The following is a 23,954-nucleotide window of genomic DNA, read 5'->3' as shown; positions in this document are numbered from 1 at the left end:
CACCGTGAAGTTGACCACAACGAACGCGTACGACCTGGTCGTGCTCGACATGGCGGGCACCACCGTCGCCGACGGCGGCCTCGTCGAGCGGGCCTTCGCGAGCGCCGCCGGGGCGCTCGGCGTCGAGGCCGGCTCGGCCGAGCACGCCACCATGCTCGACTACGTCCGCGCCACCATGGGCGAGTCCAAGATCTCGGTCTTCCGTCACCTCTTCGGCGACGAGGCCAAGGCGCGGACCGCGAACACCGCCTTCGAGGAGGCGTACGGAACGCTCGTCGACGGCGGGCTCATCGCGCCGGTCCCGGGCGCCCGGGAGGCCATCGAGCAGCTCACGGCCCAGGGCCGGACCGTGGTCCTCTCCACCGGCTTCGCCCGTGTCACCCAGGACGCGATCCTCAAAGCCCTCGGCTGGCAGGACCTCGTCCCGCTCACCCTGTGCCCGGCCGACGCGGGGGGCCGCGGCCGCCCCTACCCCGACATGGTGCTCAGCGCCTTCCTGCGCACCGGCGCGGTCGACTCGGTGCGTGACATCGCGGTGGCCGGCGACACCTCGTACGACATGCTCAGCGGCGTACGGTCCGGGGCGGGCATCGTCGCGGGCGTACTGACCGGCGCCCACGGCAAGGAGGCCCTCGCCGGGGCGGGTGCCTCCCATGTTCTCGGATCTGTCGCTGAACTCCCCGACCTGATAAGCGAGTTGGAGGCCGGAAGGTGAGCGGCGCCGCCCGGCCGGGTGCCGTGCGCAGCGGCATCCGCTTCGACGGCGTCACCGTCGCCTACCACGGAAACGTCGTCCTCGACTCGCTCGACCTCACGATCGAACCCGGCGAGGTCATGGCCCTGCTCGGACCCTCGGGCTCCGGCAAGACCACCGCGCTGCGCGCCGTCGCCGGGTTCGTCCAGCCCGTGCGGGGCCGGGTGTTCATCGGCGAACGCGACGTGACCCACCTGCCGCCCCACCAGCGCGGCATCGGCATGGTCGTCCAGCAGTACGCGCTCTTCCCCCACATGCGGGTCGAGGGCAACGTGGCGTTCGGCCTGAAGGCCCAGAAGGTGCCCAAGGGGCAGATCCCCGGGCGGGTCGCCGAATCCCTCGCCATGACCGGCATGGACGCCTACGCCAAGCGCTACCCGCGCGAGCTCTCCGGCGGGCAGCAGCAGCGCGTCGCCATCGCCCGCGCGCTCGCCATCCGGCCCGACGTCCTGCTCCTGGACGAGCCGCTCTCCGCGCTGGACGCGCAGCTGCGCTCCGGCATGCTGACCGAACTCGCCCGGCTGCACCGGGAGTTGCCGGACGTCTCCATCCTGTACGTCACCCACGACCAGGTCGAGGCGCTCACCCTGGCCGACCGCATCGCCGTCATGGACAAGGCCCGCCTCCAGGACTGCGGGAGCCCGCAGGACCTGTACCGGCGGCCGCGTACGGAATTCACGGCGTCGTTCGTGGGCAACGCGAACCTGCTTCCGGTGCGGGTGGGGGCCGGGTCGGTGCTGTTCGGGGACACCGAGCTGTCCGTCGCGACCGAGGACGCCGCCTGGGGAGCGACGGCCACGCTGTGCGTGCGGCCGCACCTGGTCGGGCTCGGGCCCGGGCCCAATGCCTTGCGCGGCAGGATCGCCGAGGTGCAGTGGCGGGGTTCCACCCATCGGTTGTACGTCGACGTAGCCGGTGAGCGCATCAAGGCGGACGTCCGCGAGCTGCGGGTCACGCCGGCGCTGGGTGACGAGGTGACCCTGCACTTCGCGCCCCAGGATGCGGTGCTGCTGGGTGCGGGGGTGTCGGGTGGCTAGCCCCTCTCCCCGGCTTCGGGCAGACGTCCCGCAGGGCGATGGGGGTCCCCCCTGGTCGAGCGGAGCCGAGACCTTGGGGGAGGGTGGGCAAAGCCCCCGGCGCCGGGGAACCGGACAGCTGGGCTCGCCGGCAGGGCGCTCGGGGCGGCGTCAACTGCCAAGCCTGCTATGGACGTTGCCCCCGGTCGCCGTACTGGCCGCCGTCTTCCTCTACCCGCTCACGCTGGTGGTGCGGCAGTCCACATCCCCCGACTCCGGCGGCACCTCCCTCCAGCCCTACGCCGACGTGTTCGCCTCCGCCGCCTTCCGGGACGCGCTCGGCACCACCGTCTGGCTCGCGGTCGGCGCGACCGTCGGGTGCCTCGTGCTCGGGTTCGTGCTCGCGCTCGTCATCGCGTTCGTGCCGTTTCCCGGTGGGAAGGCCGTCGCGAAGTTCATCGACGTGTTCCTCTCCTTCCCGTCCTTCCTGATCACGCTCGCGCTGCTGTTCATCTACGGCACCGTCGGCATGGCCAACGGGCTGTGGACGGATGCCACCGGCGCGCACAGCGGGCCCTTCCAGTTCCTGACCACGCCCTGGGGAGTGCTGCTCGCGGAGATCACGTACTTCACGCCCTTCGTGATGCGCCCGCTGCTCGCCGCGTTCTCCCAACTGGACACCGCCCAGCTGGAAGTGGCGTCCTCGCTGGGCGCGCGGCCGGCCAGGATCGTACGGCGGGTGATCCTGCCCGAGGCGCTGCCCGCGCTCGCGGCGGGCGGCTCACTGGTCCTGGTGATGTGTCTGAACGAATTCGGCATCGTGCTGTTCACCGGCGCCAAAGGGGTCACCACGCTCCCCATGCTCGTCTACAGCAAGGCGATCCTGGAGTCGGACTATCCGGCCGCCTGTGTCGTCGCCGTCGTCAACATCGCGATTTCCGTGGGCCTCTACGGCCTCTACCGGGTGGTGAGCCGTCGTGTTGGTGCATAGCCGGGGCGGCCGCTGGGCCACCTGGACCGTCTTCTTCGTCCTGTTCCTGCCGGTCTTCGCGCTGCCGCTGCTCGTCATCGTGGCCGCGTCGTTCGCCACCAGCTGGTCGAGCGCCTTCCCGTCCGGGTTCACCACCGCCAACTACGGCGCGGCGACCACCGGAGATTCCCTCCAGGCGCTCACCACCAGCCTGGTCACCGCCCTCGCGGCGAGCGTCCTCGCGCTGACCGTGGGTTCGTGGGCGGCGCTGGCCGCGGCGGCCCTGAAGAAGGGCGGACGGCGCTTCATGGACGCCCTGTTCGTGCTGCCGGTCGCCGTGCCGTCGGTGGTCGTCGGCCTCGCGATCCTCGTCGCGTTCTCCAAGCCACCGGTACTGCTCAACGGGACGCGCTGGATCGTGATCCTCGCGCACACCGTTCTTGTCATGGCGTTTGCCTACCAGTCGGTTTCGGCTGCCATCCTGCGCCTCGACCCGATGTACGAACAGGCCGCCGCCAGTCTGGGCGCCCGGCCGCAGCTGGTGCTGTGGCGGGTGAAGCTGCCGCTGCTCCTGCCGTCCCTGACCGCGGCCGCAGGCCTCTGCTTCGCCCTGTCCATGGGCGAGTTGAGCGCCACCATGATGCTCTACCCGCCGGACTGGACCCCGCTGCCGGTGCAGATCTTCGCGGCCACCGACCGCGGCTCCCTCTTCACCGGCGCGGCCGTCGCCGTGGTGCTCATGGGGACGACGCTGCTCGTCCTGCTCGCTGTTTCCCGCATCCGTACCAAAGCCTCCTTCCGCTGACCCGAGAATCTCAGGAGTCCCGAACGTCATGCACAGAAACACCTTCACCGCAGTCAAGCCGATCGCCGCCGTCACCGGCAGCCTCGTCCTCGCCGCCACCCTGTCCGCCTGCGGCGGCGACTCCTCGGCCGACTCGAACGCGAAGACCGTCACCGTCTACAGCGCCGACGGCCTCAAGGGCGAGAAGGGCGACGGCTGGTACGACAAGGTCTTCAAGGACTTCGAGGCGAAGACCGGCATCAAGGTCAAGTACGTCGAGGGCGGCTCCGGCGAGATGGTGCAGCGCGCCGTCCGCGAGAAGTCCAACACCCAGGCCGACCTGCTCATCACCCTGCCGCCGTTCATCCAGCAGGCCCAGGACAAGGGGCTGCTGCAGAAGTACGTACCGGCCGGCGCGGACAAGGTGGACGGCGGCGCCAAGTCGCCCGACGGCATGTGGACTTCGGTCGTCAACAACTACTTCGGGTTCGTCTACAACAAGAAGGAGCTGACGGAGGCCCCCAAGAACTGGGAGGACCTCCTCGACGTCAAGTACAAGAACAAGATCCAGTACTCCACGCCGGGCGTCGCCGGCGACGGCACCGCCCTCGTCATCAAGGCCATGCACGACTTCGGCGGCAAGGAAGCCGCGATGGAGTACCTGCGCAAGCTCCAGGCCAACAACGTCGGCCCGTCCGCCTCCACCGGCAAGCTCGCGCCCAAGGTCGACAAGGGCGAGCTGCTCGCCGCCAACGGCGACGTGCAGATGAACTACGCCCAGGCCAAGACCATGCCGAACCTCGGCATCTGGTTCCCCGGCACCAAGAGCGGCACCAAGCCGTCCTCCTTCGGCCTGCCGTACGCGGCCGGCCTGGTCAGCAAGGCCCCGCACAGCGCCAACGGCAAGAAGCTCCTCGACTACCTGCTCAGCGAGGAGGCCCAGAAGGAGGTCAGCGAGATCGGCGGCGGCTTCGCGGCCCGCACCGACATCAAGGCCACCGACGCCAACGCGGTCGCGCTCGGCAAGCTGATGCAGGGCGTCGACGTCTTCCAGCCCGACTGGCTGGACATCTCCAAGAACCTGCCGGCGTACGTGGACGCTTGGAAGTCCGCCACCGGAAGCTGAACGGTCCGGACGGTGATCGACCAGGTCGGGATCGGCGGATCCTGACTAGGCTGGGGGCGTCGGCAACGCACAGCGCGGTGCGCCGGCGTCCCCAGCTCATCGCTCAGCAGCGCGCGAAGACCGCGCAGAACGCAGGAGTCCGCACCCATGGCAGAGCGCAAGCCGATCGAATCCTGGCTCACCGACATGGACGGTGTCCTCATCCACGAGGGCACCCCCATCCCCGGTGCGGACGCCTTCCTCAAGACGCTCAAGGAGTCGGGCCGCCCCTTCCTCGTCCTCACCAACAACTCGATCTACACCCCGCGCGACCTGCACGCCCGGCTGCTGCGCATGGGCCTGGACGTGCCGGTCGAGAACATCTGGACCTCGGCCCTCGCCACCGCGAAGTTCCTGGACGACCAGCGGCCCGGCGGCACCGCGTACGTCATCGGCGAGGCGGGCCTGACCACCGCGCTGCACGACATCGGGTACGTCCTGACCGACCACGAGCCGGACTACGTGGTCCTGGGCGAGACCCGTACGTACAGCTTCGAGGCGCTCACCAAGGCGATCCGGCTGATCAACGCCGGAGCCCGGTTCATCTGCACCAACCCGGACGAGACCGGCCCGAGCCAGGAGGGCCCGCTGCCCGCCACCGGCGCCGTCGCGGCCCTGATCACCAAGGCCACCGGCAGGAAGCCGTACTTCGCGGGCAAGCCCAATCCGCTGATGATGCGCACCGGCCTCAACGCGATCGGCGCGCACTCCGAGACCAGCGCCATGATCGGCGACCGGATGGACACGGACGTGCTGGCCGGTCTTGAGGCGGGCATGCAGACGTTCCTGGTCCTGACCGGGCTGACCCGGCCGGAGGACGTGGAGTCGTACCCGTTCCGCCCGTCCAAGATCGTCGACTCGATCGCGGACCTGGTGAAACTGATCTGACCCGTCCGGGCGGATGGCGCCTCCGTCCGGCTCAGCCGCCACGCCCTCGGGGTGCGGAATGCGGGCCCGCGCGGGAATCTCGGATGCAGGAGGTTCACCATGCGCATCCGTCCCATCACACTCTGTGCGGCAGCGGCGGTCGCCGCCCTGACCGTGCTGCCCGCGTCCCCGGCGGTGGCCGAGTCCGAGCAACACGGATCGGTGCGGGTGGCCCCGAGCGCCACGGCCCCCGGTGGGGAGGTGGATCTGCGCGTCAGCGTGTGCAGCGGCCGCGAGGCGATCGGCACCTCCGACGCCTTCGTGTCGGATGCCCGCTTCTCGCCCGCCGCCGGCGGCGCCCTGTTCGCCCGGGCGCGGATCCGCTCCGACGCACAGGACCGCGACTACGACATCTGGGTCAACTGCAAGGACAGCTCCGGCAAGGCGAGCGGCCGCCTCACCGTCGTCCACGGCAACGGCCGCCGTGACAACGACAGCGACCGCGAGCACTCCCACGCCACCCCGTACAGGCCCGTGCACGCGGGCGGCGGCGGCGCGGCGACGGTTGCCGCGGGCGAGGCCAAGGAGCAGGGCCCCGGCACCCGGCACGCGGTGATCGGCCTCGTGCTCGCGGCCGTCGCGGCGGTCGCCGTGGCGTCCCGCAGCGTGCGGCGGCGGCGCGGCGGCGACTGAGATGTCCTCGGCGCGGGGTAGCGGGCGGCCGATCACGGGCCTCGCCTGGGCCGTGCTGCTGCTCGGCCTGTGGCTGTGGGGCCGGGACGCCTCCAGTGGCTCCGGCGCTACGTCGGCGCCCACCGCGGGCGACATCGCGGCGGTGGGCCGCCCGCTCGGTGTGCCGCTGCCGCCCGCGCACGACCCGCTGAAGGGCGCGCCGCCGCAGCGCGTGGAGATCCCCTCCGTAGGCGTCGCCGCGCCGGTCGTGCCGCGCGGCCTGGACGCCGACGGCGCCGTCGACCCGCCGCCGTACGACCGGCCCGGCACGGTCGGCTGGTTCCGCAGCGGGACCCGTCCCGGCGAGGCGGGCGCCGCCCTCCTGGTCGGGCACGTGGACACCCGGAGCAAGCCGGCCGTGTTCTACGGCCTGAGCGCCGTCCGCACCGGCCAGCACGTCAAGGTGACCCGCACCGACGGCTCGGTCGCCGAGTTCACCATCGACGACGTCCAGGTCTTCCCGCGCAGCCACTTCGACGCGGCGAAGGTGTACGGCCCCCGGCGGCGCGGGCGCGCCGAGCTGCGCCTGATCACCTGCGGCGGAACGTACGACCACCGGACGAAGGCCTACACCGCGAACGTGGTGGTCTCGGCCTATCTGACCGACGCGAGGGACGCGGCCCCTGCGAAGCCGCCGAAGCCCTGAGCGCCCCGCGAGGGAGGCCGGGCCCGGACCCCGGACGGCCACCTGGCACCTGGCCCGGCCGACGGCCCGCTCCCCCCGGAGCCGCCGACCGGGCTGGTCCTCGACCGCCGGCGCACGGGCTGCGGGAGAAGCCCGGCACCGCCGCGGGAGGTTCGGGGCCCGTGTCCGAACACAGGCCGGCAGGGCGGTCGGGGGCTTGTGGGGCGACCGGGGCTAAAGGCGGCGCCCCCACTCTAGAACCGATCGGAGCCCCCGGCCTAGGTCCAGTTAACGCCAAGTCCCTTTGCCGACACGCTGAGTTGAGAGCCGACAGGGGTGACCGGGCCGTGACCCAACAGGACAACTCGGCCTGGATTCAGGGTAGTTGGGCCAGGCCGGGCGTGCGGTCCTGTGCGGTGGCCGCCGCGACGGCGCTCCTCGCTTCGGGCTGCGGCGGCGCCGGCAAGGGTCCGGCCCCGAGCCCGACACCATCCGAACCGTCCCGGCTTCCGCCCGCCACGGGCCGGTTCTGGGTGGACCCGGACACCAGCGCGGCGCGTCAGCTGGCCGCGTACACGAAGGCCGGTGACGGTGCGAAGGCCGCGCTCATCAGGAAGATCGCCGAGCAGCCGGTGGGCGAGTGGATCGCCGGGAGCGACCCGGAGGCGGTCGTGCGCGGCTACACCGAGGCCGCCGCCAAGGCCGGTCGCACGGCGCTGCTCGTCCTCTACAACATCCCGCACCGCGACTGCGGCCAGTTCTCCAAGGGGGGCGCCCCCGACGACGAGGCCTATCGCGGCTGGGTCGACCAGGTGGCCCGGGGCATCGGTGACCGCCCCACCACGGTCGTCCTCGAACCGGACGCCGTCCTGCACCTCGTCGACGGCTGCACCCCCCAGGCGTTTCACGCGGCGCGCTACGCGCTCCTGAAGAGCGCCGTCGAGCGGCTCAAGCGGCAGCCGACGACGAAGGTGTACGTGGACGCGGGCAACGCGGGATGGCGCTCCCCGGGCAGCTTGGACGGAGCGCTGCGGCGGGCGGGCATCGAGAGCGCCGACGGATTCGCGGTGAACGTCTCCAACTTCCAGACCACGCGGGCGAGCCGGGAGTTCGGGGAGCGCCTGTCGGCGAAGGTCGGCGGCAAGCACTTCGTGATCGACACGAGCCGCAACGGCAACGGTCCCTATACGCAGGGCGACCCCGCCGAGAACTGGTGCAACCCGCCGGGCCGGGCCCTCGGCGAACGCCCGACGACGGACGCGGGAGGCGGCCCGGTCGACGCCTACGTCTGGGTGAAGCGCCCGGGGGAGTCGGACGGCCCGTGCCGGGGTGGCCCTCAGGCAGGCGCGTGGTGGCCGGAATACGCCCTGGCTCTGGCGGGCAATTCTCGCTGAGCGATTCGTCGGGGCGACGGGCGCGACGGGCGCGGACGGTCGTACCGGACTCCGGGAACGACCGAGGCCCCCTCGCGCTGGGCGAGGGGGCCTCGGTGGTGCGTGCGCCGCCAGGGACTCGAACCCCGGACCCGCTGATTAAGAGTCAGCTGCTCTAACCAACTGAGCTAGCGGCGCCTGCTGACCCGGAAAACTTTACCGGACTCCAGAGGGTGGTTTTGACCAGCGCCACGCTGTCAGATGTTCGTTTTATCCCTTTCGTTCCGTCAAACTGCCACTCATTATGACAATCGCGACACGGCTGTCCGCGCGGAAGTGCGGAAAAGATCTTCGAAGTCTCCTAGAGCGGAACGAACGGAACGAACGGGAGGGGGAGCGGATGAAGGCCAGCGCACCGGGGCCGGTGTTCGAGGACTACGAGCCCGCGAGGGAGTGCGGATGCTCCGGCTGCGCGGACCGCCGGCGGCTGCGACTGCTCCCGGCGCGCGACGGCGGCCACCCCGCGGCGAGCGGCGGCGCCCGGCGCGCGCTGGTGGCGGCCACCGCGGCCTCGGTGGTGCTCGGCGGCTCGGGGCCGGCTGCCGCCGTCCCCGTCCCGCTGCCCGGCGGAACCGGCGCCAATATCCCCGCCGACCCCGGGCCGCCCACCGAGCAGGGCGGCCCCAGCGGGCTGCACGGCGCACCCGGCCAGCCCGCGCACGCGCACGTCAAGCCGCGCCCGATCACCCGGGCCGAGATCATCAACCGGGCGAAGACCTGGGTGGCCGCGTCGGTCCCGTACGACATGGAGGCGTACTGGGCGGACGGGTACCGGCAGGACTGTTCCGGCTATGTGTCGATGGCGTGGAACCTCGGCACCAACGAGTGGACGGGGAGCCTGGACGAGTTCGCCGTGCGGACGACGCGCAACGAGCTGCAGCCCGGCGACATCCTGCTCTTCCACAACCCGAGCAACCCCAACAAGGGCTCGCACGTGGTGATCTTCGGCGGTTGGACGGACCACACGCACAACTACTACACGGCCTACGAACAGACCCCGCCCGGCACCCGCAAGCAGGCCACTCCGTACGCGTACTGGAAGAACTCGGCCAAGTACTTGCCCTACCGGTACAAGGCGCTCGCCTCCGGCAGTGGCGGCGCGGAGACCGTCACTGAGACCCCCACGGAGGTCCAGAGCCTGGCGTTCCCGGGCGCCGCGCAGTTCGGGCCCGGTGCCGACAACAGCTATGTCACCCGGCTAGGCCAGATGCTGGTGCTGCGCGGCGGAAGCCGCTTCTACAGCGAGGGGCCGGGGCCGCGCTGGACCTCGGCCGACCTGAACGCGACCCGCGCCTTCCAGGAGGCGCAGGGCTGGACCGGCGACGGCGCCGACGGGATCCCGGGGCCGCAGACCTGGGCGCTGCTCGTGCAGGGCGGAGGCAAGGACATCGCCTCCGACGGGACGAGCCCGGCGCCGGCCAAGCCGCAGGTCCCGGCCCCGGCCAAGCCGCAGGTCCCTGCTCCGGCGCAGTCCCAAGTCCCGGCCCCGGCCAAGCCTGAGGCTCCTGCTCCGGCGCAGTCCCAAGCTACGGGCCAAGCCTGAGGCTCCTGCTCCGGCGCAGTCCCAAGCTACGGCCCCGGCCAAGCCGCAGGTCCCTGCTCCGGCGCAGTCCCAAGTCCCGGCCCCGGCCCCGGCCAAGCCTGAGGCTCCTGCTCCGGCGCAGTCCCAAGCTACAGCCCCGGCCAAGCCGCAGGTCCCTGCTCCGGCGCAGTCCCAAGTCGCGGCCCCGGCCCAGCCCCAGGCCCCGGCACCGACTACAGCCTTGGCTCCGACCACGGCCTCGGCTCCGACTACGGCTCCGGCTCCGAGTACGGCTCCGACTCCGGCCTCGGCTCCGGGCGGCTCGCAGGCCGTGCGGCCCGCGTACCCGGGACTCAGCTACTTCCGGCCCGGCCAGGGCAGTCCGTACGTCACCCGGCTCGGTCTGCAGCTCGTGAAGAAGGGGTTCGGCAGGTACTACACCGCGGGGCCCGGACCGCGTTGGAGCGAGGAGGACCGGCGCAACGTCGAGGCGTTCCAGCGGGCCCAGGGCTGGTCCGGCGCGGAGGCCGACGGCTACCCCGGCCCAGAGACCTGGCGGCGGCTCTTCGCGTGACGGCGGGACGCCACGACGGAATGACGGCCTCACGGAATGACGCCCGTGACGGCACGACGGAATGACCGCACCACGGAACAACCGCACCACGACATCACGGCATGACGGCATCACGGAAGGAACGACGAGCATGCAGACCCCCACCCCGACCCCGCCCGACGGCGCCGAGCCGCCCCGGATCCCTGCCATCGCGGCGCCGGGCTCCGGGCGTCGGGTGACCGTGATCAGCAGCGAGAGCACCGCCGCGATCCCGGTCCACCTGCTGTTCCGCGACGCCACCGGGCCAAACCGGGTCGTCCCCGCAGCGGATCAGGCCGTCCCCCGGCCGATCGCGAGGCCCCCAAGACAGGCGGGCGCGCGCACGGTCGTCGAGGCCCCGGCCAGGCCCGCGCCCCCGGTCGACCTGCGCATCGCGGAGCGGCCGGGCCCGGTGCTGCCCGGCGGTGCGGCCGTAGCCGCCGGGCTGCTCGCGCTCGCGGGCTGCGCGGCGCTGATCTGGCGGATCGGGGCCCTGCCCCGACTGGTGACCGTGCTGCTGCGGCTGCCCTCGTACCCGTACCACGGGATCGGCCTCGAACAGTGGGGGCTGCTCGCGCTCGGGGTGACCGTGGTGGTGCTCGCGTTCGGCGGGCTCGGGCGCGGGCGCGTCGGGTACGCCTGGGTGCTCTCGCTGTTCGGCGACTACCGGGGGACCGTGCGGCGCACCGGCCTGGTGTGGATGAGCCCGCTGTTGCTGCGCCGCCGCGTCGACCTGCGGCTGCGGCACTGGCGCAGCGAGCCGATGGGCGCGGTCGACGCGAACGGGACCGCGCTGCGGGTGGTGGTCCTGGTGGTGTGGCGGATCCGGGATACCGCGCGGGCCGCGCTCGCCGTCGCCGACCACGAGAGGTATCTGCGCGAGCAGGTGGAGGCGGCGATGGTCCGGGTCCTCTCGCAGCTCCCGGCCGACGCCTTCCACGAGGACGCGCCCACCCTGCGCAACGCGGAGGCCGTCGGCGACGCGCTGACCCGCCTGCTGAAGTCGGAAGGGGAGGCGGTCGGCATCGAGCTGTACTCGGCGCAGCCGACCCGGATCGAGTACGCGCCCGAGGTGGCGGCGGCGATGCGCCGGCAGCGGGTCGCGGCGATCGACGCCCGCCACCGCGACCTGGTGCTGACCTCGGTGGTGGACGCGGTCGAGGACACCGTGCACCGGCTGACCTCGCGGGGTCTGGTGGAGCTCGACGACTACGAGCGCAAGGCCCTGGTGAAGGACCTGACGGTGGCGTTCTACACGGGACGGGGGACGGGAGAGGGCGGCTGAGGACGCAGGGACGCAGGGACACAGGGACACAGGGACGCAGGGACGCAGAGGGAGCGCCGCAATCTCATGCGGCGCTTGGCCTGGACACGCTCAACTCCCGTCAATAGTCTGGGAGTTGGTCTAGACCGGAACATGACATACCGCACGCGTGCAGCTCCATCCAAGGAACTCCCCCACGTTCTCCAGGAGTGGTCAGCATGCGAAAGAAGCAGCGGCTCGGTGCCGCTGTGGTGGGGCTCGCCGTCGTCGGCGCGTCCCTGCTCGCGACCGGCAGCGCGAGCAGCCACGGTTACACCGACCAGCCGATCAGCCGGCAGAAGCTCTGCGCCAACGGCACGGTCACCAACTGCGGTGACATCCAGTGGGAGCCGCAGTCCGTCGAGGGCCCCAAGGGCTTCCCGGCGGCGGGCCCCGCCGACCAGACGATCTGCGCGGGCGGCAACAGTAGGTTCGCCCAGCTCGACGATCCGCGCGGCGGCACGGGCTGGCCCACCACCAAACTGACGGGCGGTCAGACCTACACGTTCCGCTGGCAGTTCACCGCCCGCCACGCCACGACCGACTTCCGCTACTACCTCACCAAGCAGGGCTGGGACCCGACCCAGAAACTCACCCGGGCCGCGCTCGACACCCAGCCGTTCCTCATCGTTCCGTACGGCGGGAAGCAGCCCCCGGCCACGCTCTCGCACGACGGCACGATCCCGACCGGCCGGACCGGCCATCACGTCATCCTGGCCGTGTGGACGATCGCGGACACCGGAAACGCCTTCTACGCGTGCTCGGACGTTCAGTTCTGACGGTTCGTCAACTACGGTGCGGCGCCATGACCGCCATCAAGAAGAGTGCGTCGACCGCATCGACCGTGTCGGAGTACGTGCGGCGCCAGTGGGGCGATGGGCGGACCGGACTGCGGTACGGCGATCTGGAACTCACCCACCACCAGATCGCCGCGGGCGCCGCCGCCCGCGCCGCGCTCCTGACCGAGCTGCTGCCCCGAGGTGTCGAGCCGCACCTCGGGGTCCTGCTCGACAACACCCCCGAATTCCCGCTCTGGCTCAGCGCGGCGGCCCTGGCCGGAGCCGCCGTGGCGGGCATCAACCCCACCCGGCGCGGCCCCGAGCTGGCCCGGGACATCCTGCACACCGAATGCCGGGTCCTGGTCACCGGGCGCGTACACCTTCCCCTGCTCGACGGTCTCGAACTGCCGGGCGTACGCGTCCTGGTGACGGACACGGAGGCGTACGAGCAGCTCCTCGCGCCGTACGAGGGAGCGAAGCCGGGCGAGTCGACGGTGGGTGGCCCGGCCGGCCCCGCCACCCGGTTCCTCCTGTACTTCACCTCGGGCTCGACCGGCGCCCCCAAGGCCGCGATCTGCAGCCAGGGCCGGCTTGCCGCGGCGGGCGAGTCGCTGGTGAGCCACTTCGGGACGGGCCGGGACGACGTCCACTACATCTGCATGCCGATGTTCCACGGCAACGCGGTGATCGCGAACTGGGCGCCGGCGCTGACGGCGGGCGCGACGGTGGCGCTGAGGGACCGCTTCTCGGCGTCGGGGTTCGTGGCCGACGTGCGGGCGTACGGGGCGACGTACTTCACTTACGTGGGACGGGCGATCCAGTACTTGCTCGCGACTCCGGAGCGGGCGGAGGACCGGGACCACTCGTTGCGGATCGGGTTCGGGACCGAGGCGGGGGCGGTGGACGCGGACCGGTTCGCGCAGCGGTTCGGGGTGCGGCTCGTCGAGGGGTACGGGTCCTCCGAGGGCGGGGCCGCGATCCAGCGCACGCCGGGGACGCCGCCGGGGGCGATAGGCAGGCCCGCGCCGGGCGGCGACCTGGCGGTGGTCGACGCGTCGGGCCGTGAGTGCGAACGGGCCCGCTTCGACGACTCGGGCCGCCTCCTCAACGGGGCTGCCGCGATAGGGGAGTTGGTGAACAGGGGGCCCAGCCCCTTCGAGGGCTACTGGCGCAACGCCTCCGCGGACGCGGAACGCCGCCGGGGCGGGTGGTACTGGACGGGCGACCTCTTCTACCGCGACACGGAAGGCTTCCTGTACTTCGCGGCCCGGGCGGACGACCGCCTCCGGGTGGACAGCGAGAACCTGGCCGCGGCGATGATCGAGAACATCCTGGCGCGGTGGGAGCGGGTGACGGGGGTGGCGGTGTACGCGGTCCCCGACCCGGTCACGGGCGACCAGGTGATGGCAGCACTGTCCCTGCGGGGCGGGCTCGACCCGGGCTTCGACCCGGCGGCCTTCCTCGAATTCCTCTCCACCCAACCGGACTTGGGTACGAAGATGGCGCCGCGGTTCGTGAGGGTGCTGCCGGGGCTTCCGGTGACGGCCACGAACAAGGTGCACCGGGCTGTGCTGCGGCGGGAGGGGTTCTGGGAGGGGGCGGGGGAGGTGTGGTGGCGGCCGCCGGGGGCGGCGTCCTACCGGAGGCTGTCGAAGGAGGACGCCACCGGGCAGTCGCCCCGGGCCCCGGGGGGTTCGCCCACCCGTGCCGCAGCGCTGGGAACCCCGCCCCCTGGGGCTCCGCCCCAGACCCCGGGGAATTTGCCCACCTGCCCGCCCGTGACGGGGGTGGAGAGGGCTGAGCCCTGGGGCTGCGCCCCAGACCCCCTGCGGGGACTTCGTCCCCTGCACCCCTTCGGGGGCTTCGTCCTGCGCCCACCTGCCCGCCCGTGACGGGGGTGGAGAGGGCCGAGCCCTGGGGCTGCGCCCCAGACCCCTTGCGGGGACCTCGTCCCCTGCACTCCTCTCGGGTTTCGCCCCCGCTCCTCAGCCGCCGGAGGGGTTGGACGTGCGGGTCGTTCGGCTGCGGGCCGTGCGTGGCTGGGCGCGCAGTTCCCCGCGCCCCTAGCAGGATGGTGCTGGCCCGGATCGGCATCTTCAGCCCGTCCGGCGTTTGAGGACGAGCGCCTTTAGGGCGCGAACGGGGTCTGGGGCGGAGCCCCAGAAGCCTTTTCACCCCCGGCGGGTTTCGGGAAGGGGCGGGGTGGGGCCACCGGGGTCTGGGGCGGAGCCCCAGGGAGCCGGCTTCCCTCTTCCCCGCCTCCGGAGTCCGCGCGGCGGAGCCGCAGATCCGGGGTCCTGGGGCGGAGCCCCAGGGCGGCCCCCCGTCGGGGCGGGCAGAGCCGACCGGCCCAGCCGCACCTGATCCCGCGCCCGGGTGAATCATCGGCCAGGGTCCCCCGACACCCCGCCCCGCAATGGGTGGATAGGCGCGTGAACCCCCGCCTCCTCCTCACCGCCCTCGCCCTCACCACCACCCTGCTCGCCGGCGCGGCCGCCCCCGCTGCCCCGGCCCCCGTGACGGCCGCGTCCCGTACCGCGCCTGTCGGTCGGGCAGCCCACAAAGCCCCCCGGTTCCACGAGTACGTCGCCCTCGGCGACTCCTGGTCCGCCGATGTCACCTTCCTCGGCATCGATCACACCTACGCCCCCGTCGGCTGTGCCCAGAGCAGCTGGAACTACCCCAAGCAGGTCGCCGCCCGGCTCGGTGTGGCGGCGTTCCGGGACGCGACCTGCGGTGGCGCCACCACCGCCGAGATGACCGCGCCGCAGAACGTCGGCCAGGCGCTGCTGCTGTCGCAGGGCGTGAACCCGGCCCAGTTCGACCGGCTGACCCCCACCACCGACCTGGTCACCGTCGGCATCGGCGGCAATGACGCCGGGCTGGAGGGCGTGGTGCTCGGCTGTATCAACCCGCTGCCCGCCCCGCTCGCCGGCCCGTGCCGGACCAGGTTCGCCAGGCCCGGCGACAGGGACCTGATGTCGCAGCAGATCGCCGCCACCAAGTCGCGGATCACCGGTGTACTGGAGGGCATTCACGAGCGCTCGCCCCACGCCACGGTGCTGGTCGTCGACTATCTGGCGGGGGTCGCCACCGACCGCGGCTGCTATCCACGGGTGCCGATCCTCGACGAGGACCTGACCTGGTTCGGCGCCCGGCTCAAGGAGCTGAACGCCATGCTCGCCTCCGCCGCGGCGGAGGGCGGGGCCCGGTTCGTCGACACGTACCGGGGAAGCCTCGGGCACGACATCTGCAAGGCCGCCGATACACGCTGGGTCGAGGGCTTCACGCCGGTGTCCAGCAACCCGCCGGGGCCCGCCGTCCCGTTCCACCCCAACCGCCTCGGCGCCGACCATCAGGCCGCAACTGTCCTTGCGGAGTTGGGTAGTTGACCCCCGTCGTCTTCGGCTAGGGCCCCGAAGGGCCGGCCATCGGGAGATGGATGGCCGGCCCTTCGGTGACACGGGGGCGTACGCGTACGTACCGGGATCACATCGCCGGTTCCGCGATCCTGGCCGGGGCCACCTCGCCGCCGTCGCCGTCCGCGCCCTGCACCCGAGCCGCAGCCTTCGCCGCCGCGGCCGGACCCCGCAGCATCCCCGCCGCAAGCACCGCCGCGATCACCAGGATCAGCGTGCCGCCGGCCGCCGCGTACTGCATGCCGTGCACGAAGGCCTGCTGGGCGAGGCCCGCCAGGGCCCGGTCGGTGCCGGCGACCGCCGCGCCCAGGGTTTCGCGGGCGGCGGCCGGGGCCGAGGCCGGCAGCTCGGAGCGGTAGACCGCGGTGCCGATCGAGCCGAGCACCGCCATGCCGAGCGCCCCGCCGAACTCCTGCCCCGTTTCGAGCAGCGAGGCCGCCGAGCCCGCCTTCTCGGCGGGGGCCGAGGCCAGCGCCATGTCGGAGACGAGGGCCATCACCGTCACGATGCCCATGCCGATGACCGCCGCACCGGCGAGAACGGTCCAGAGGGAGTCGGTCCCGGTGAGCGTCAGGAGTGCGTAGCCCGCGGCGCCGATCACGAAGCCCGCCGCGATGACGTACGCCCGGTTCACCTTCTGCGCCACGGCAGTTGCGGTGGGAGCGGCGGCGCCGATGGCGAGCGAAGGGGCGACGCTCCACAGCGCGGCCCGCAGGGTGCTCATGTCGAGCACGGACTGGAGGTACTGGGTGGTGAAGTAGGCCGAGCCCATCATGGCGAACGCGGCGATGGTGTTGAGCGAGATCGCGGCGCCGAACCCCCGTCCCGGGCGGAACAGTTCACGGCTGATCATCGCGTCGCGCCGGGTGAGCTGACGGCGTACGAAGACGGTCCCGAGGACGAGGCCCACCGCGACGCAGATCGCGCTGAGTGCGGAGAAGCCGTCGGCCGCGAACTCCTTGAGGCCGTACACCACCGGCAGCACCGCGCCCATCGACAGCGGCACGCTCAGCAGGTCGAACCTGCCGGGTGCCGGGTCCTTGAACTCCGGGACGAGCAGCGGCGCCAGGATCAGGAGCAGCACCATCGCGGGCACGTTGATCAGGAAGACCGAGCCCCACCACAGGTGCTCCAGCATGATCCCGCTCATCACCGAGCCGAGCGCGACACCGCCCGCCATGGCGCCGGACCAGATGCCGATCGCCTGACCACGCTGCTTGTCGTCGCGGAACATGTTGCGGACCAGGCCCATCGTCGAGGGCATCAGGGTGGCCCCGCCGATCCCGAGCAGCGCCCGTGCGGCGATGAGCATCTCGGCGCTGGTGGCGTACGCGGCGGTCACCGAGGCGACGCCGAAGGCGGCGGCACCGAAGAGGAGCAGCTTGCGCCGGCCGATCCGGTCGCCGAGCGAGCCCATCGTGATCAGCAGCCCGGCGAGCGCGAAGGCGTACACATCGATGATCCACAGCTGCTGGGTGGCGGAGGGGTCGAGCTCGCGGCTGATGGAGGGGAGTGCGAAGTAGAGGACGGAGACGTCCATCGAGACGAGGAGGAGGGGCAGCAGGAGGACCACGAAGGCGGTCCATTCCCTGCGCCCGGCGCGGAGGCCGGTGGTGCTCGCTGTGGTGCTCGTCGAGTTCGTCATGACAGCACTGTACGAGCGTCTTAAACGCCCGTCTAGTACTAGCGTTTAAGACGTCCGTATAAAATTCTGGATCGCTCGGCGAGACGCGCTGTCGTGGGTCGGCTGTCGTGGGTCAGCTCCCCGGCTCCCACGGCGGGGTCTGGTTCCACCCCCACTTCGGTACGGGGGCGTCGGGGGAGGGGGTGGGCGGGTTCGGGCCCGAGTAGAGCAGCGCCATCCGCGTGCCCCACTCGATGTAGTAGGCGAAGACCGCGCGGAACTCGGGATCCTTCGGCAGCTCCGCCTCGTCGGCGGCGTCCATCAGGAGGGCGATCCAGCGGCGCCGCTGCTCCTCGGTGATGCCCCGGCCCAGGTGCATCTTCGCCATGTGGGCGTGCCCGCCGTGGTGCGCGCTGTACTCGGCGGGGCCGCCGAACACTTCGGCGAGCCAGATCGCCACGTGGTGGGGGTGGTCGGGCCCCGCGTTCGCGAAGACCTCGGCCAGGACGGGATCCTTGTGCACCTGCCGGTAGAACACCTCGGTCAGCCGGTCCAGGGCGGCCTGACCGCCCATCCACGCGTACGGGGTCTGGGTCATGCGGGGTCCCTCCGGGAAAACGGCGGTATCCAACGCCTCCCAGCCTCACACGGCACCCGCCCGCACGTACGAGAAAGCCCCCCGCTTCCGCGAGGGGCTTTCTCCGTCTGTGCGCCGCCAGGGACTCGAACCCCGGACCCGCTGATTAAGAGTCAGCTGCTCTAACCAACTGAGCTAGCGGCGCCTGCTGACAGAGAAAATACTACCTGGTCCCTCGGGGTGCTTCTGACCACCTCGGGACCGGGCTGCGCCGGGACGGTCAGATGGCCAGCGATAGCACCACCGGGGCGGCCCTGCGGTTGAGGGTGTCGGCCGCGGCGCGCAGCCGGTGGGCGTGCTCGATCGGCATCGAAAGAGCCAGGCAGCCCACGGCCGAACCCGCGGTCAGCGGGACGGCCGCGCAGACCGTGCCCACCGCGTACTCCTGGAGGTCGAGCACCGGCACGGTGGCCGGCTGGCTGTCGAGCTTGGAGAAGAGCACCTTCTCGTTGGTGATCGTCCGCGAGGTGAGCCGGGCGATCTTGTGGCGCGAGAGGTGGTCGCGGCGGCCGTTCTGGTCGAGCTGGGTCAGCAGGCACTTGCCGACCGCGCTCGCGTGCGCCGCCGATTTGAAGTCGACCCACTCGTTCACCTTCGGTGCGGTCGGCCCGTCCGCGTACTGGGTGATCTTGACCTCGCCGTCGATGTAGCGGCTGATGTAGACGGCCGCGCCCACCGAGTCGCGCAGGGCCATGAGGGTGTCCTGGAGTTTGGTCTCCAGGGCCTGCTGGCGGGCGGCGCCCGAGCCGAGCAGCACCATCGAATCGCCGATCACATAGGCACCGTCGGCCACCTGCTCGACGTATCCCTCGCGCCGCAGCATGAGCAGCATCGAGGTCAAATGGGCGGTGGGGAGGCCCGTCTCGCGCGCGATCTGGACATCGGTCACACCGCCGCCGTGCCTGGAGATCGCCTCCAGGACTCGGAGGACGTACTGCACCGAATGGAACGGCGCGGTCGGCTCTGGCTTCAGCGCCACGGTTTCCCCCTAGCAGGTCGAACTGCGAAGGTGGCAGGTCTGCTGTTCCACGATAGCCGCCAAGACCCGTTTCCGGTGGGGGTGTTGACAAGATTGATGGCGCGTTCCAGGGCCATACGCTGGGGCGCACCACTGTGGCATATGCCAGAGTCACGATCGGGGGGCGCTCGGATGGCCGGAACGTGAGGTCAGGGTCGTGCACGGCGCGTGCTCAGGCGATTGCGCCGAGGAACTCCCGCGTACGCTCGTGTTCCGGATCGCCGAAGATCTTCTCGGGCGGACCCGACTCGATGACCTTGCCCGCGTCGAACATCATCACCTCGTCCGAGATGTCCCGCGCGAAGCTCATCTCGTGCGTGACGCAGAGCATCGTGATGTCGGTCGTACGGGCGATGTCGCGCAGCAGGTCGAGGACGCCGGCGACCAGTTCCGGGTCGAGCGCGGAGGTCACCTCGTCAAGGAGCAGCACCTGCGGGCGCATGGCCAGTGCCCGCGCGATCGCGACGCGCTGCTGCTGCCCGCCGGACAGCTGGGCGGGCTTCGCGTCGCGCTTCTCGCCCAGGCCCACCAGGTCGAGCAGCTCGCGCGCCCGCGCCTCGGCCTCGTCCGGGGAGAGGCCGAGCACCCGGACCGGAGCCTCGGTGATGTTGCGCAGCACGCTCATGTTGGGGAACAGGTTGAACTGCTGGAAGACCATCCCGATCTTCTTGCGGGCCTCCCGGCGCTCCTTCTCGCCGGCCGGGTGCAGCCGCGTCCCGTTGACCTGGATGATGCCCGAGTCGGGCGTTTCCAGGGTCATGAGCAGCCGCAGGATCGTGGTCTTGCCGGAGCCCGACGGGCCGATCAGGGTGACGTGCTTGCCCTTGCGGGCGGTGAAGCAGAGGTCGTCGAGGACGGTGTTGTCGCCGAAGCGTTTGGTGACGTTCTCGAAGCGGATCAGCTCGGTGCTGCTCTGCTTCTTCACGGGCAGGTCGATCTGGGTGTCAGCGGACAAGGCGGCGCTCCAGGGCTCGTACGAACAGCGAAGCCGGATAGGCGATGAGGATGAAGGCGACGCCGACGACGGTCAGCGGCTCGGTGTACTGGAAGGTGCTCGCCCCCGCCAGGCGGGACTGCTGGAGCATCTCCAGGACGCCGATCCCGGCGAGCAGCGGGGTGTCCTTCAGCATGGAGATGACGTAGTTGCCGAGCGCGGGCGCGATGCGGCGGACCGCCTGCGGCAGGATCACCGCGAACCAGGTGCGGTGCGCGGGCAGGCTCAGCGCGGTCGCCGCCTCCCACTGGCCCTTGGGCACGGCGTCGATGCCGGCCCGGTAGACCTGCGCGGTGTACGTCGAGTAGTGCAGGCCGATGGCGAGGACGCCGGTGGTCAGCGCGGAGAACTTCACGCCCCACTCCGGCAGCACGAAGAACAGGAAGAACAGCTGCACCAGTAGCGGGGTGGTGCGGATGAACTCCGTGATCAGGTTGACCGGCCAGCGCACGAAGCGGGTCGGCGACCGGAAGGCCAGCGCCCACACCAGGCCCAGGCTGAAGGAGATGAGGGAGCCGAGCGCGAGGATCTGCAGCGTGGTGAGCACGCCGTCCCCGAAGCGCGGCATGAAGTCCCAGACCGCGGACCAGTCCCAATTCACTTGGCCACCCCCAGGTTCGCCTTGGTGCGGCGCTCAAGTGCCTTCATTCCACGGGTGATTCCGAAGGCCAGGGCGAAGTAGATGACCAGGGTGATGGAGTAGATCTGCGCGCTGTCCTGCGTGGCGAGCCGCACCAGGTACGCCGCGAACGACACGTCGCCCACCCCGAGCAGCGAGACCAGGGCGGTCCCCTTGAGCAGTTCGACGAGCAGGTTGCAGAACGGCGGGATCATCTCCGGCACCGCCTGCGGCAGCAGCACGAGCCGCATCCGCTGCCAGGGTGTGAAGCTCAGCGCGATGCCGGCCTCTCGCTGGGCGGGCGCCACCGAATTCAGCGCGCCGCGCACGATCTCCGCCCCGTACGCACCGTAGGAGAGGCCGAGCGCGAGCACCGCCGCCCACATCGGGACGAGCTGCCAGCCCGCGAGCGGCGGCAGCACGAAGAACAGCCAGAACATCAGGACGAGGGCCGAGGTCCCGCGGAAGATCTCCGTGTACGCGGCCGCAAGGAAGCGCACCAGGCGCGAGCGGTGGGTGCGGGCGACGCCGACGCCGAACGCGACAGCTGCCGCCAACGCGGCGCTGTACACGGTCAGTTGGACCGTGATCCAGATTCCCGGCAGCACCCAGTGCTGCCACAGTCCCGCCGTCATCGGCACAGCTCCTTGGCGGTCAGGGTGGTCATCTCGGCCTGCGTGAAGCCGAACGGCCGCAGGATCCGGAACAGCTCGCCACTCTGCTTCATGCGGTGGATCTCGGTGTTGAAGGCGTCGCGCAGCGGGCCGTCGGTGGGCCGGAAGGCGAAGCCGCCGCCGTCGATCTTCTTCTTGCCGTCGACGACCGCCGCGAACGGCTGGGTGGCCTCGGCCTTCGAGCTCTTCTTCACCACCTCGCGCACCGTGAGCGAGGTCCCGGCGAAGACGTCGACGCGGCCCGACTCGACCGCGTTCAGGCCCGCGACCTGGTCCTGGAGGATGACGATGTCGCTCTCGGGGTAACCGGCGGCGGTGGCGTGGCCGATCTCGGCGTAGCCGGTGCCGGTCGCGAACCGCGCCTTGCCGCGGACCACGTCCTCGTAGCTGTGCAGGTTCTTGGGGTTGCCCTTGCGGACGATGAACGCGTCCAGCATCTGGTACTCGGGGTCCGCGAACAGGACCTGCGCGCAGCGGTCCTTGTTGATGTACATCCCGGCGGAAACGACGTCGAACTGCTGGGAGTTGAGCCCGGGTATCAGCGAGGAGAAGTCGGTCGCCACGGGCTGTACGTGGCCGATGCCGAGCCGCTTGAAGATCACCTTGGCGAGTTCGGGGGCCTCGCCGGTGAACTCGCCCTGGTCGTTCACATACCCGTACGGGACTTCACCGGCGATGCCGAGGCGTACCGCGTCCTGCGACTTGAGGCGGGCCAGCGCGCCGCCCTGGGGGACGCGGGAGCAGGCGGCGGCGCCGGTGAGGGCGACGGCGGCGGTGCCGGTGAGCAGGGTTCGCCTGGGTATGGCGGGTCTGGGGCGTGAGGTAGCTCGGGCCATGGCGGCGCGGCTACCCCCCTTTACTCGGCCCATGCCCCCTATTTTTCGGGGCGCCGCCCGGGCCCGCCCGTCGGGCTCACCCCGTCGGGCGCTCCGGGAAGGCCGCGGCGGCCCGCAGCACGACCCCGTCCCGGTAGCGCGCCGCGATCAGCTGGAGGCCGATCGGAAGGCCGTCCGCGTCCATGCCGACCGGGACCGTTGCCGCCGGCTGCTGGGTCAGATTGAACGGGTATGTGAACGGGGTCCATCCGGTCCAGCGCTGCAGGGCGGAGCCCGTCGGCGCCTCCCGACCCGCTTCGAAGGCGGTGATCGGCAGCGTCGGCGTCACCAGGACGTCGAACCGCTGGTGGAAGCGGGCCATCCGGCGGCCGAGCTCCAGGCGGGCCGTCTGCGCGGCGAGCAGCTCCAACGCGGAGAGCCGCGCACCGCGCACCGCCATCTGCCGCAGCCCCGGATCGAGCAAGTCCCTTTGCCGTGCGCCCAGTTGGTCGACCAGGTGAGCCGTTCCGGCGCTCCACAGGGTGTGGAAGACGTCGACCGGGTCCGCGAAGTCGGGGTCGGCCTCCTCCACGTGCGCACCCAGGCCGGCGAGCCGGGTCACCGCGGCCCGCACGGCTGCCGCTACCGCGGGCCGCACCGCCACCTGCCCGCCGAAGGAGGGCGAGTAGGCGATGCGCAGCCCCTTGATGCCGGTCGCCGCATCTTCTGCGAGGGCCGCCGCATACGAGTGGGCCGGGGGCTCCAGGGCGGTCGGGTCGCGCCAGTCCGCGCCGCTGATCACATCGAGGAGCAGCGCCGCGTCCGCCGCGTCCCGGGCGATGGGGCCCACGTGGGACAGGGCGCCGAACGCGCTCGCGGGGTACAGCGGGACCCGGCCGTACGTCGGCTTGAGGCCGAACACCCCACAGAACGAGGCCGGGATGCGGATCGAGCCCCCGCCGTCCGTGCCGAGCGAGAGCGGCGCCGCCCCGGCCGCGACGGCCGCCGCGCTGCCCCCGCTGGAGCCGCCCGCCGTGCGCGCCGGGTCGTGCGGATTGCGGGTGACGCCGGTGCGGGGGGAATCGGTGACGCCCTTCCAGCCGAACTCGGGGGTCGTCGTCTTGCCGACCAGCACCGCCCCGTGCTCCCGCAGCCGGGCCACGGCAGGGGCGTCCTCGCTCCAACTCCCTCGTTCCGACGTCGTGTTGGACCCTCTGAGCGTGGGCCCGCCGGCTTGCAGGAGCAGATCCTTCACGGACACCGGCACCCCGTCGAGAAGCCCCTTGGGCTCCCCGGCATGCCACCGCCCGGTGGATGCGCGGGCCTGGGCCAGGGCGGGTTCGGTGTCGATGCGCACGAACGCGTTGAGGCGGGGCTGGATCGCCTCGATCCGGGCCAGCACGGAGCGGGTCGCATCGAGGGGAGAGAAGGTGCCTGCCCGGTAGCCGGCCAGGAGTTGACGTGCCGTCAGGTCGAAGAGTTCGCTCGGCTCGGTCATGAATGGTGTCGTACCCATGTTTGTGCCGGGCCACGTGGCTGGGCAGGATCGGCTTCCCCGAGCGGGGCCAGCCCCCAGCTCTGCTAGGAGCGCGGGGAACTACGCGCTCAGCCA

Annotated in this window: 21 protein-coding genes, 2 tRNA genes and 2 pseudogenes; 15 read left to right on the top strand and 10 right to left on the bottom strand. The window is 71.6% G+C overall.

The window, feature by feature from the left end:
• The first annotated feature begins 4 nt into the window (after window positions 1–4).
• From ADK54_RS37435 to ADK54_RS37395, 9 genes are all read left to right on the top strand, one after another.
• Entirely contained in the window at window positions 5–715 is a 711-nt protein-coding gene (locus ADK54_RS37435) for an HAD family hydrolase (protein ID WP_053730308.1), read from the top strand.
• Window positions 712–1,791, top strand: coding sequence for an ABC transporter ATP-binding protein (locus tag ADK54_RS37430; RefSeq protein ID WP_053730278.1), 1,080 nt, complete (start codon window positions 712–714; stop codon window positions 1,789–1,791). The genes ADK54_RS37435 and ADK54_RS37430 overlap by 4 nt, the downstream gene beginning before the upstream one ends.
• Window positions 1,754–2,761, top strand: coding sequence for a 2-aminoethylphosphonate ABC transporter permease subunit (locus ADK54_RS37425; protein ID WP_420717470.1), 1,008 nt, complete (start codon window positions 1,754–1,756; stop codon window positions 2,759–2,761). Before ADK54_RS37430 ends, ADK54_RS37425 begins: the two co-directional genes overlap by 38 nt.
• On the top strand, window positions 2,748–3,545 hold the full coding sequence (locus ADK54_RS37420; RefSeq protein WP_053730277.1) for an ABC transporter permease: 798 nt from the start codon (window positions 2,748–2,750) through the stop codon (window positions 3,543–3,545). The genes ADK54_RS37425 and ADK54_RS37420 overlap by 14 nt, the downstream gene beginning before the upstream one ends.
• A 28-nt stretch (window positions 3,546–3,573) precedes the next feature.
• A complete protein-coding gene (locus ADK54_RS37415) occupies window positions 3,574–4,650 on the top strand; it encodes a 2-aminoethylphosphonate ABC transporter substrate-binding protein (protein WP_053730276.1) in 1,077 nt (358 codons plus the stop codon).
• A 147-nt stretch (window positions 4,651–4,797) separates the two neighbouring features.
• Window positions 4,798–5,577, top strand: a complete 780-nt coding sequence (locus tag ADK54_RS37410; protein ID WP_053730275.1) for an HAD-IIA family hydrolase — start codon at window positions 4,798–4,800, stop codon at window positions 5,575–5,577.
• A 99-nt stretch (window positions 5,578–5,676) separates the two neighbouring features.
• Window positions 5,677–6,249, top strand: coding sequence for a hypothetical protein (locus ADK54_RS37405; RefSeq protein WP_053730274.1), 573 nt, complete (start codon window positions 5,677–5,679; stop codon window positions 6,247–6,249).
• A 1-nt stretch (window position 6,250) separates the two neighbouring features.
• On the top strand, window positions 6,251–6,934 hold the full coding sequence (locus ADK54_RS37400) for a class F sortase (RefSeq protein ID WP_053730273.1): 684 nt from the start codon (window positions 6,251–6,253) through the stop codon (window positions 6,932–6,934).
• Between the two features lie 353 nt (window positions 6,935–7,287).
• The gene (locus ADK54_RS37395; RefSeq protein WP_053730306.1) at window positions 7,288–8,307 is read left to right on the top strand and encodes a glycoside hydrolase family 6 protein; all 1,020 of its coding nucleotides are present in this window, start codon (window positions 7,288–7,290) and stop codon (window positions 8,305–8,307) included.
• 103 nt (window positions 8,308–8,410) lie between these two features.
• Here the strand turns inward: ADK54_RS37395 and ADK54_RS37390 are convergent.
• Window positions 8,411–8,484 (bottom strand) — tRNA-Lys (locus ADK54_RS37390).
• A gap of 202 nt (window positions 8,485–8,686) precedes the next feature.
• Here ADK54_RS37390 and ADK54_RS37385 point away from each other — a divergent pair.
• From ADK54_RS37385 to ADK54_RS37360, 6 genes and pseudogenes are all read left to right on the top strand, one after another.
• The gene (locus ADK54_RS37385) at window positions 8,687–9,889 is read left to right on the top strand and encodes a peptidoglycan-binding protein (protein ID WP_053730272.1); all 1,203 of its coding nucleotides are present in this window, start codon (window positions 8,687–8,689) and stop codon (window positions 9,887–9,889) included.
• A 316-nt stretch (window positions 9,890–10,205) separates the two neighbouring features.
• A pseudogene (locus ADK54_RS47990) lies at window positions 10,206–10,442 on the top strand (peptidoglycan-binding protein); the annotation flags it as partial.
• Window positions 10,443–10,575: 133 nt separating this feature from the next.
• A pseudogene (locus ADK54_RS37375) lies at window positions 10,576–11,745 on the top strand (SPFH domain-containing protein); the annotation flags it as partial.
• A 197-nt stretch (window positions 11,746–11,942) separates the two neighbouring features.
• The gene (locus ADK54_RS37370; RefSeq protein ID WP_053730305.1) at window positions 11,943–12,542 is read left to right on the top strand and encodes a lytic polysaccharide monooxygenase auxiliary activity family 9 protein; all 600 of its coding nucleotides are present in this window, start codon (window positions 11,943–11,945) and stop codon (window positions 12,540–12,542) included.
• A gap of 26 nt (window positions 12,543–12,568) precedes the next feature.
• A complete protein-coding gene (locus ADK54_RS37365; RefSeq protein WP_078966933.1) occupies window positions 12,569–14,434 on the top strand; it encodes an AMP-binding protein in 1,866 nt (621 codons plus the stop codon).
• A 540-nt stretch (window positions 14,435–14,974) separates the two neighbouring features.
• Window positions 14,975–15,934 (top strand): SGNH/GDSL hydrolase family protein, encoded by a 960-nt coding sequence (locus ADK54_RS37360; protein ID WP_053730270.1) that lies wholly within the window; start codon window positions 14,975–14,977, stop codon window positions 15,932–15,934.
• A gap of 97 nt (window positions 15,935–16,031) precedes the next feature.
• On the opposite strand, the gene ADK54_RS37355 is transcribed toward ADK54_RS37360, so the two are convergent.
• The 9 genes from ADK54_RS37355 to ADK54_RS37315 all read right to left on the bottom strand — a co-directional run bounded on the left by ADK54_RS37355 (window position 16,032) and on the right by ADK54_RS37315 (window position 23,858).
• Window positions 16,032–17,606, bottom strand: a complete 1,575-nt coding sequence (locus ADK54_RS37355) for an MFS transporter (RefSeq protein WP_053730269.1) — start codon at window positions 17,604–17,606, stop codon at window positions 16,032–16,034.
• A gap of 112 nt (window positions 17,607–17,718) precedes the next feature.
• A complete protein-coding gene (locus tag ADK54_RS37350) occupies window positions 17,719–18,183 on the bottom strand; it encodes a group II truncated hemoglobin (protein WP_053730268.1) in 465 nt (154 codons plus the stop codon).
• Between the two features lie 110 nt (window positions 18,184–18,293).
• Window positions 18,294–18,367 (bottom strand) — tRNA-Lys (locus ADK54_RS37345).
• Between the two features lie 75 nt (window positions 18,368–18,442).
• Window positions 18,443–19,201 (bottom strand): IclR family transcriptional regulator, encoded by a 759-nt coding sequence (locus tag ADK54_RS37340; RefSeq protein ID WP_053730267.1) that lies wholly within the window; start codon window positions 19,199–19,201, stop codon window positions 18,443–18,445.
• Between the two features lie 211 nt (window positions 19,202–19,412).
• Window positions 19,413–20,195 carry an amino acid ABC transporter ATP-binding protein gene (locus ADK54_RS37335; protein WP_078966931.1) on the bottom strand — a complete coding sequence of 261 codons (783 nt, stop codon included), beginning with the start codon at window positions 20,193–20,195 and terminating at the stop codon, window positions 19,413–19,415.
• Window positions 20,185–20,835: an ectoine/hydroxyectoine ABC transporter permease subunit EhuD gene (gene ehuD, locus ADK54_RS37330; protein WP_053730266.1), complete on the bottom strand. Its 651-nt coding sequence runs from the start codon at window positions 20,833–20,835 to the stop codon at window positions 20,185–20,187. Before ehuD ends, ADK54_RS37335 begins: the two co-directional genes overlap by 11 nt.
• Window positions 20,832–21,488, bottom strand: coding sequence for an ectoine/hydroxyectoine ABC transporter permease subunit EhuC (gene ehuC, locus ADK54_RS37325; RefSeq protein ID WP_053730265.1), 657 nt, complete (start codon window positions 21,486–21,488; stop codon window positions 20,832–20,834). The genes ehuD and ehuC overlap by 4 nt, the downstream gene beginning before the upstream one ends.
• Window positions 21,485–22,363 carry an ectoine/hydroxyectoine ABC transporter substrate-binding protein EhuB gene (gene ehuB / locus ADK54_RS37320; protein ID WP_053730264.1) on the bottom strand — a complete coding sequence of 293 codons (879 nt, stop codon included), beginning with the start codon at window positions 22,361–22,363 and terminating at the stop codon, window positions 21,485–21,487. The genes ehuC and ehuB overlap by 4 nt, the downstream gene beginning before the upstream one ends.
• A 76-nt stretch (window positions 22,364–22,439) precedes the next feature.
• Window positions 22,440–23,858 carry an amidase gene (locus tag ADK54_RS37315; RefSeq protein ID WP_420717469.1) on the bottom strand — a complete coding sequence of 473 codons (1,419 nt, stop codon included), beginning with the start codon at window positions 23,856–23,858 and terminating at the stop codon, window positions 22,440–22,442.
• Window positions 23,859–23,954 lie beyond the last annotated feature (96 nt).

The sequence above is a fragment of the Streptomyces sp. WM6378 genome, from assembly GCF_001279695.1.
Taxonomy (GTDB): domain Bacteria; phylum Actinomycetota; class Actinomycetes; order Streptomycetales; family Streptomycetaceae; genus Streptomyces.
This window is presented reverse-complemented; position numbering and strand designations above follow the sequence as displayed.

What these genes read in the sequence shown, in the direction of transcription:
- ADK54_RS37425 (WP_420717470.1), top strand. Translation starts at nt 1,754, where the DNA reads ATGCGGTGCTGCTGGGTGCGGGGGTGTCGGGTGGCTAGCCCCTCTCCC.
- ADK54_RS37415 (WP_053730276.1), top strand. Translation starts at nt 3,574, where the DNA reads ATGCACAGAAACACCTTCACCGCAGTCAAGCCGATCGCCGCCGTCACC.
- ADK54_RS37410 (WP_053730275.1), top strand. Translation starts at nt 4,798, where the DNA reads ATGGCAGAGCGCAAGCCGATCGAATCCTGGCTCACCGACATGGACGGT.
- ADK54_RS37405 (WP_053730274.1), top strand. Translation starts at nt 5,677, where the DNA reads ATGCGCATCCGTCCCATCACACTCTGTGCGGCAGCGGCGGTCGCCGCC.
- ADK54_RS37400 (WP_053730273.1), top strand. Translation starts at nt 6,251, where the DNA reads ATGTCCTCGGCGCGGGGTAGCGGGCGGCCGATCACGGGCCTCGCCTGG.
- ADK54_RS37385 (WP_053730272.1), top strand. Translation starts at nt 8,687, where the DNA reads ATGAAGGCCAGCGCACCGGGGCCGGTGTTCGAGGACTACGAGCCCGCG.
- ADK54_RS37370 (WP_053730305.1), top strand. Translation starts at nt 11,943, where the DNA reads ATGCGAAAGAAGCAGCGGCTCGGTGCCGCTGTGGTGGGGCTCGCCGTC.
- ADK54_RS37365 (WP_078966933.1), top strand. Translation starts at nt 12,569, where the DNA reads ATGACCGCCATCAAGAAGAGTGCGTCGACCGCATCGACCGTGTCGGAG.
- ADK54_RS37355 (WP_053730269.1), bottom strand. Translation starts at nt 17,606, where the DNA reads ATGACGAACTCGACGAGCACCACAGCGAGCACCACCGGCCTCCGCGCC.
- ADK54_RS37350 (WP_053730268.1), bottom strand. Translation starts at nt 18,183, where the DNA reads ATGACCCAGACCCCGTACGCGTGGATGGGCGGTCAGGCCGCCCTGGAC.
- ehuC (WP_053730265.1), bottom strand. Translation starts at nt 21,488, where the DNA reads ATGACGGCGGGACTGTGGCAGCACTGGGTGCTGCCGGGAATCTGGATC.
- ehuB (WP_053730264.1), bottom strand. Translation starts at nt 22,363, where the DNA reads ATGGCCCGAGCTACCTCACGCCCCAGACCCGCCATACCCAGGCGAACC.
- ADK54_RS37315 (WP_420717469.1), bottom strand. Translation starts at nt 23,858, where the DNA reads ATGGGTACGACACCATTCATGACCGAGCCGAGCGAACTCTTCGACCTG.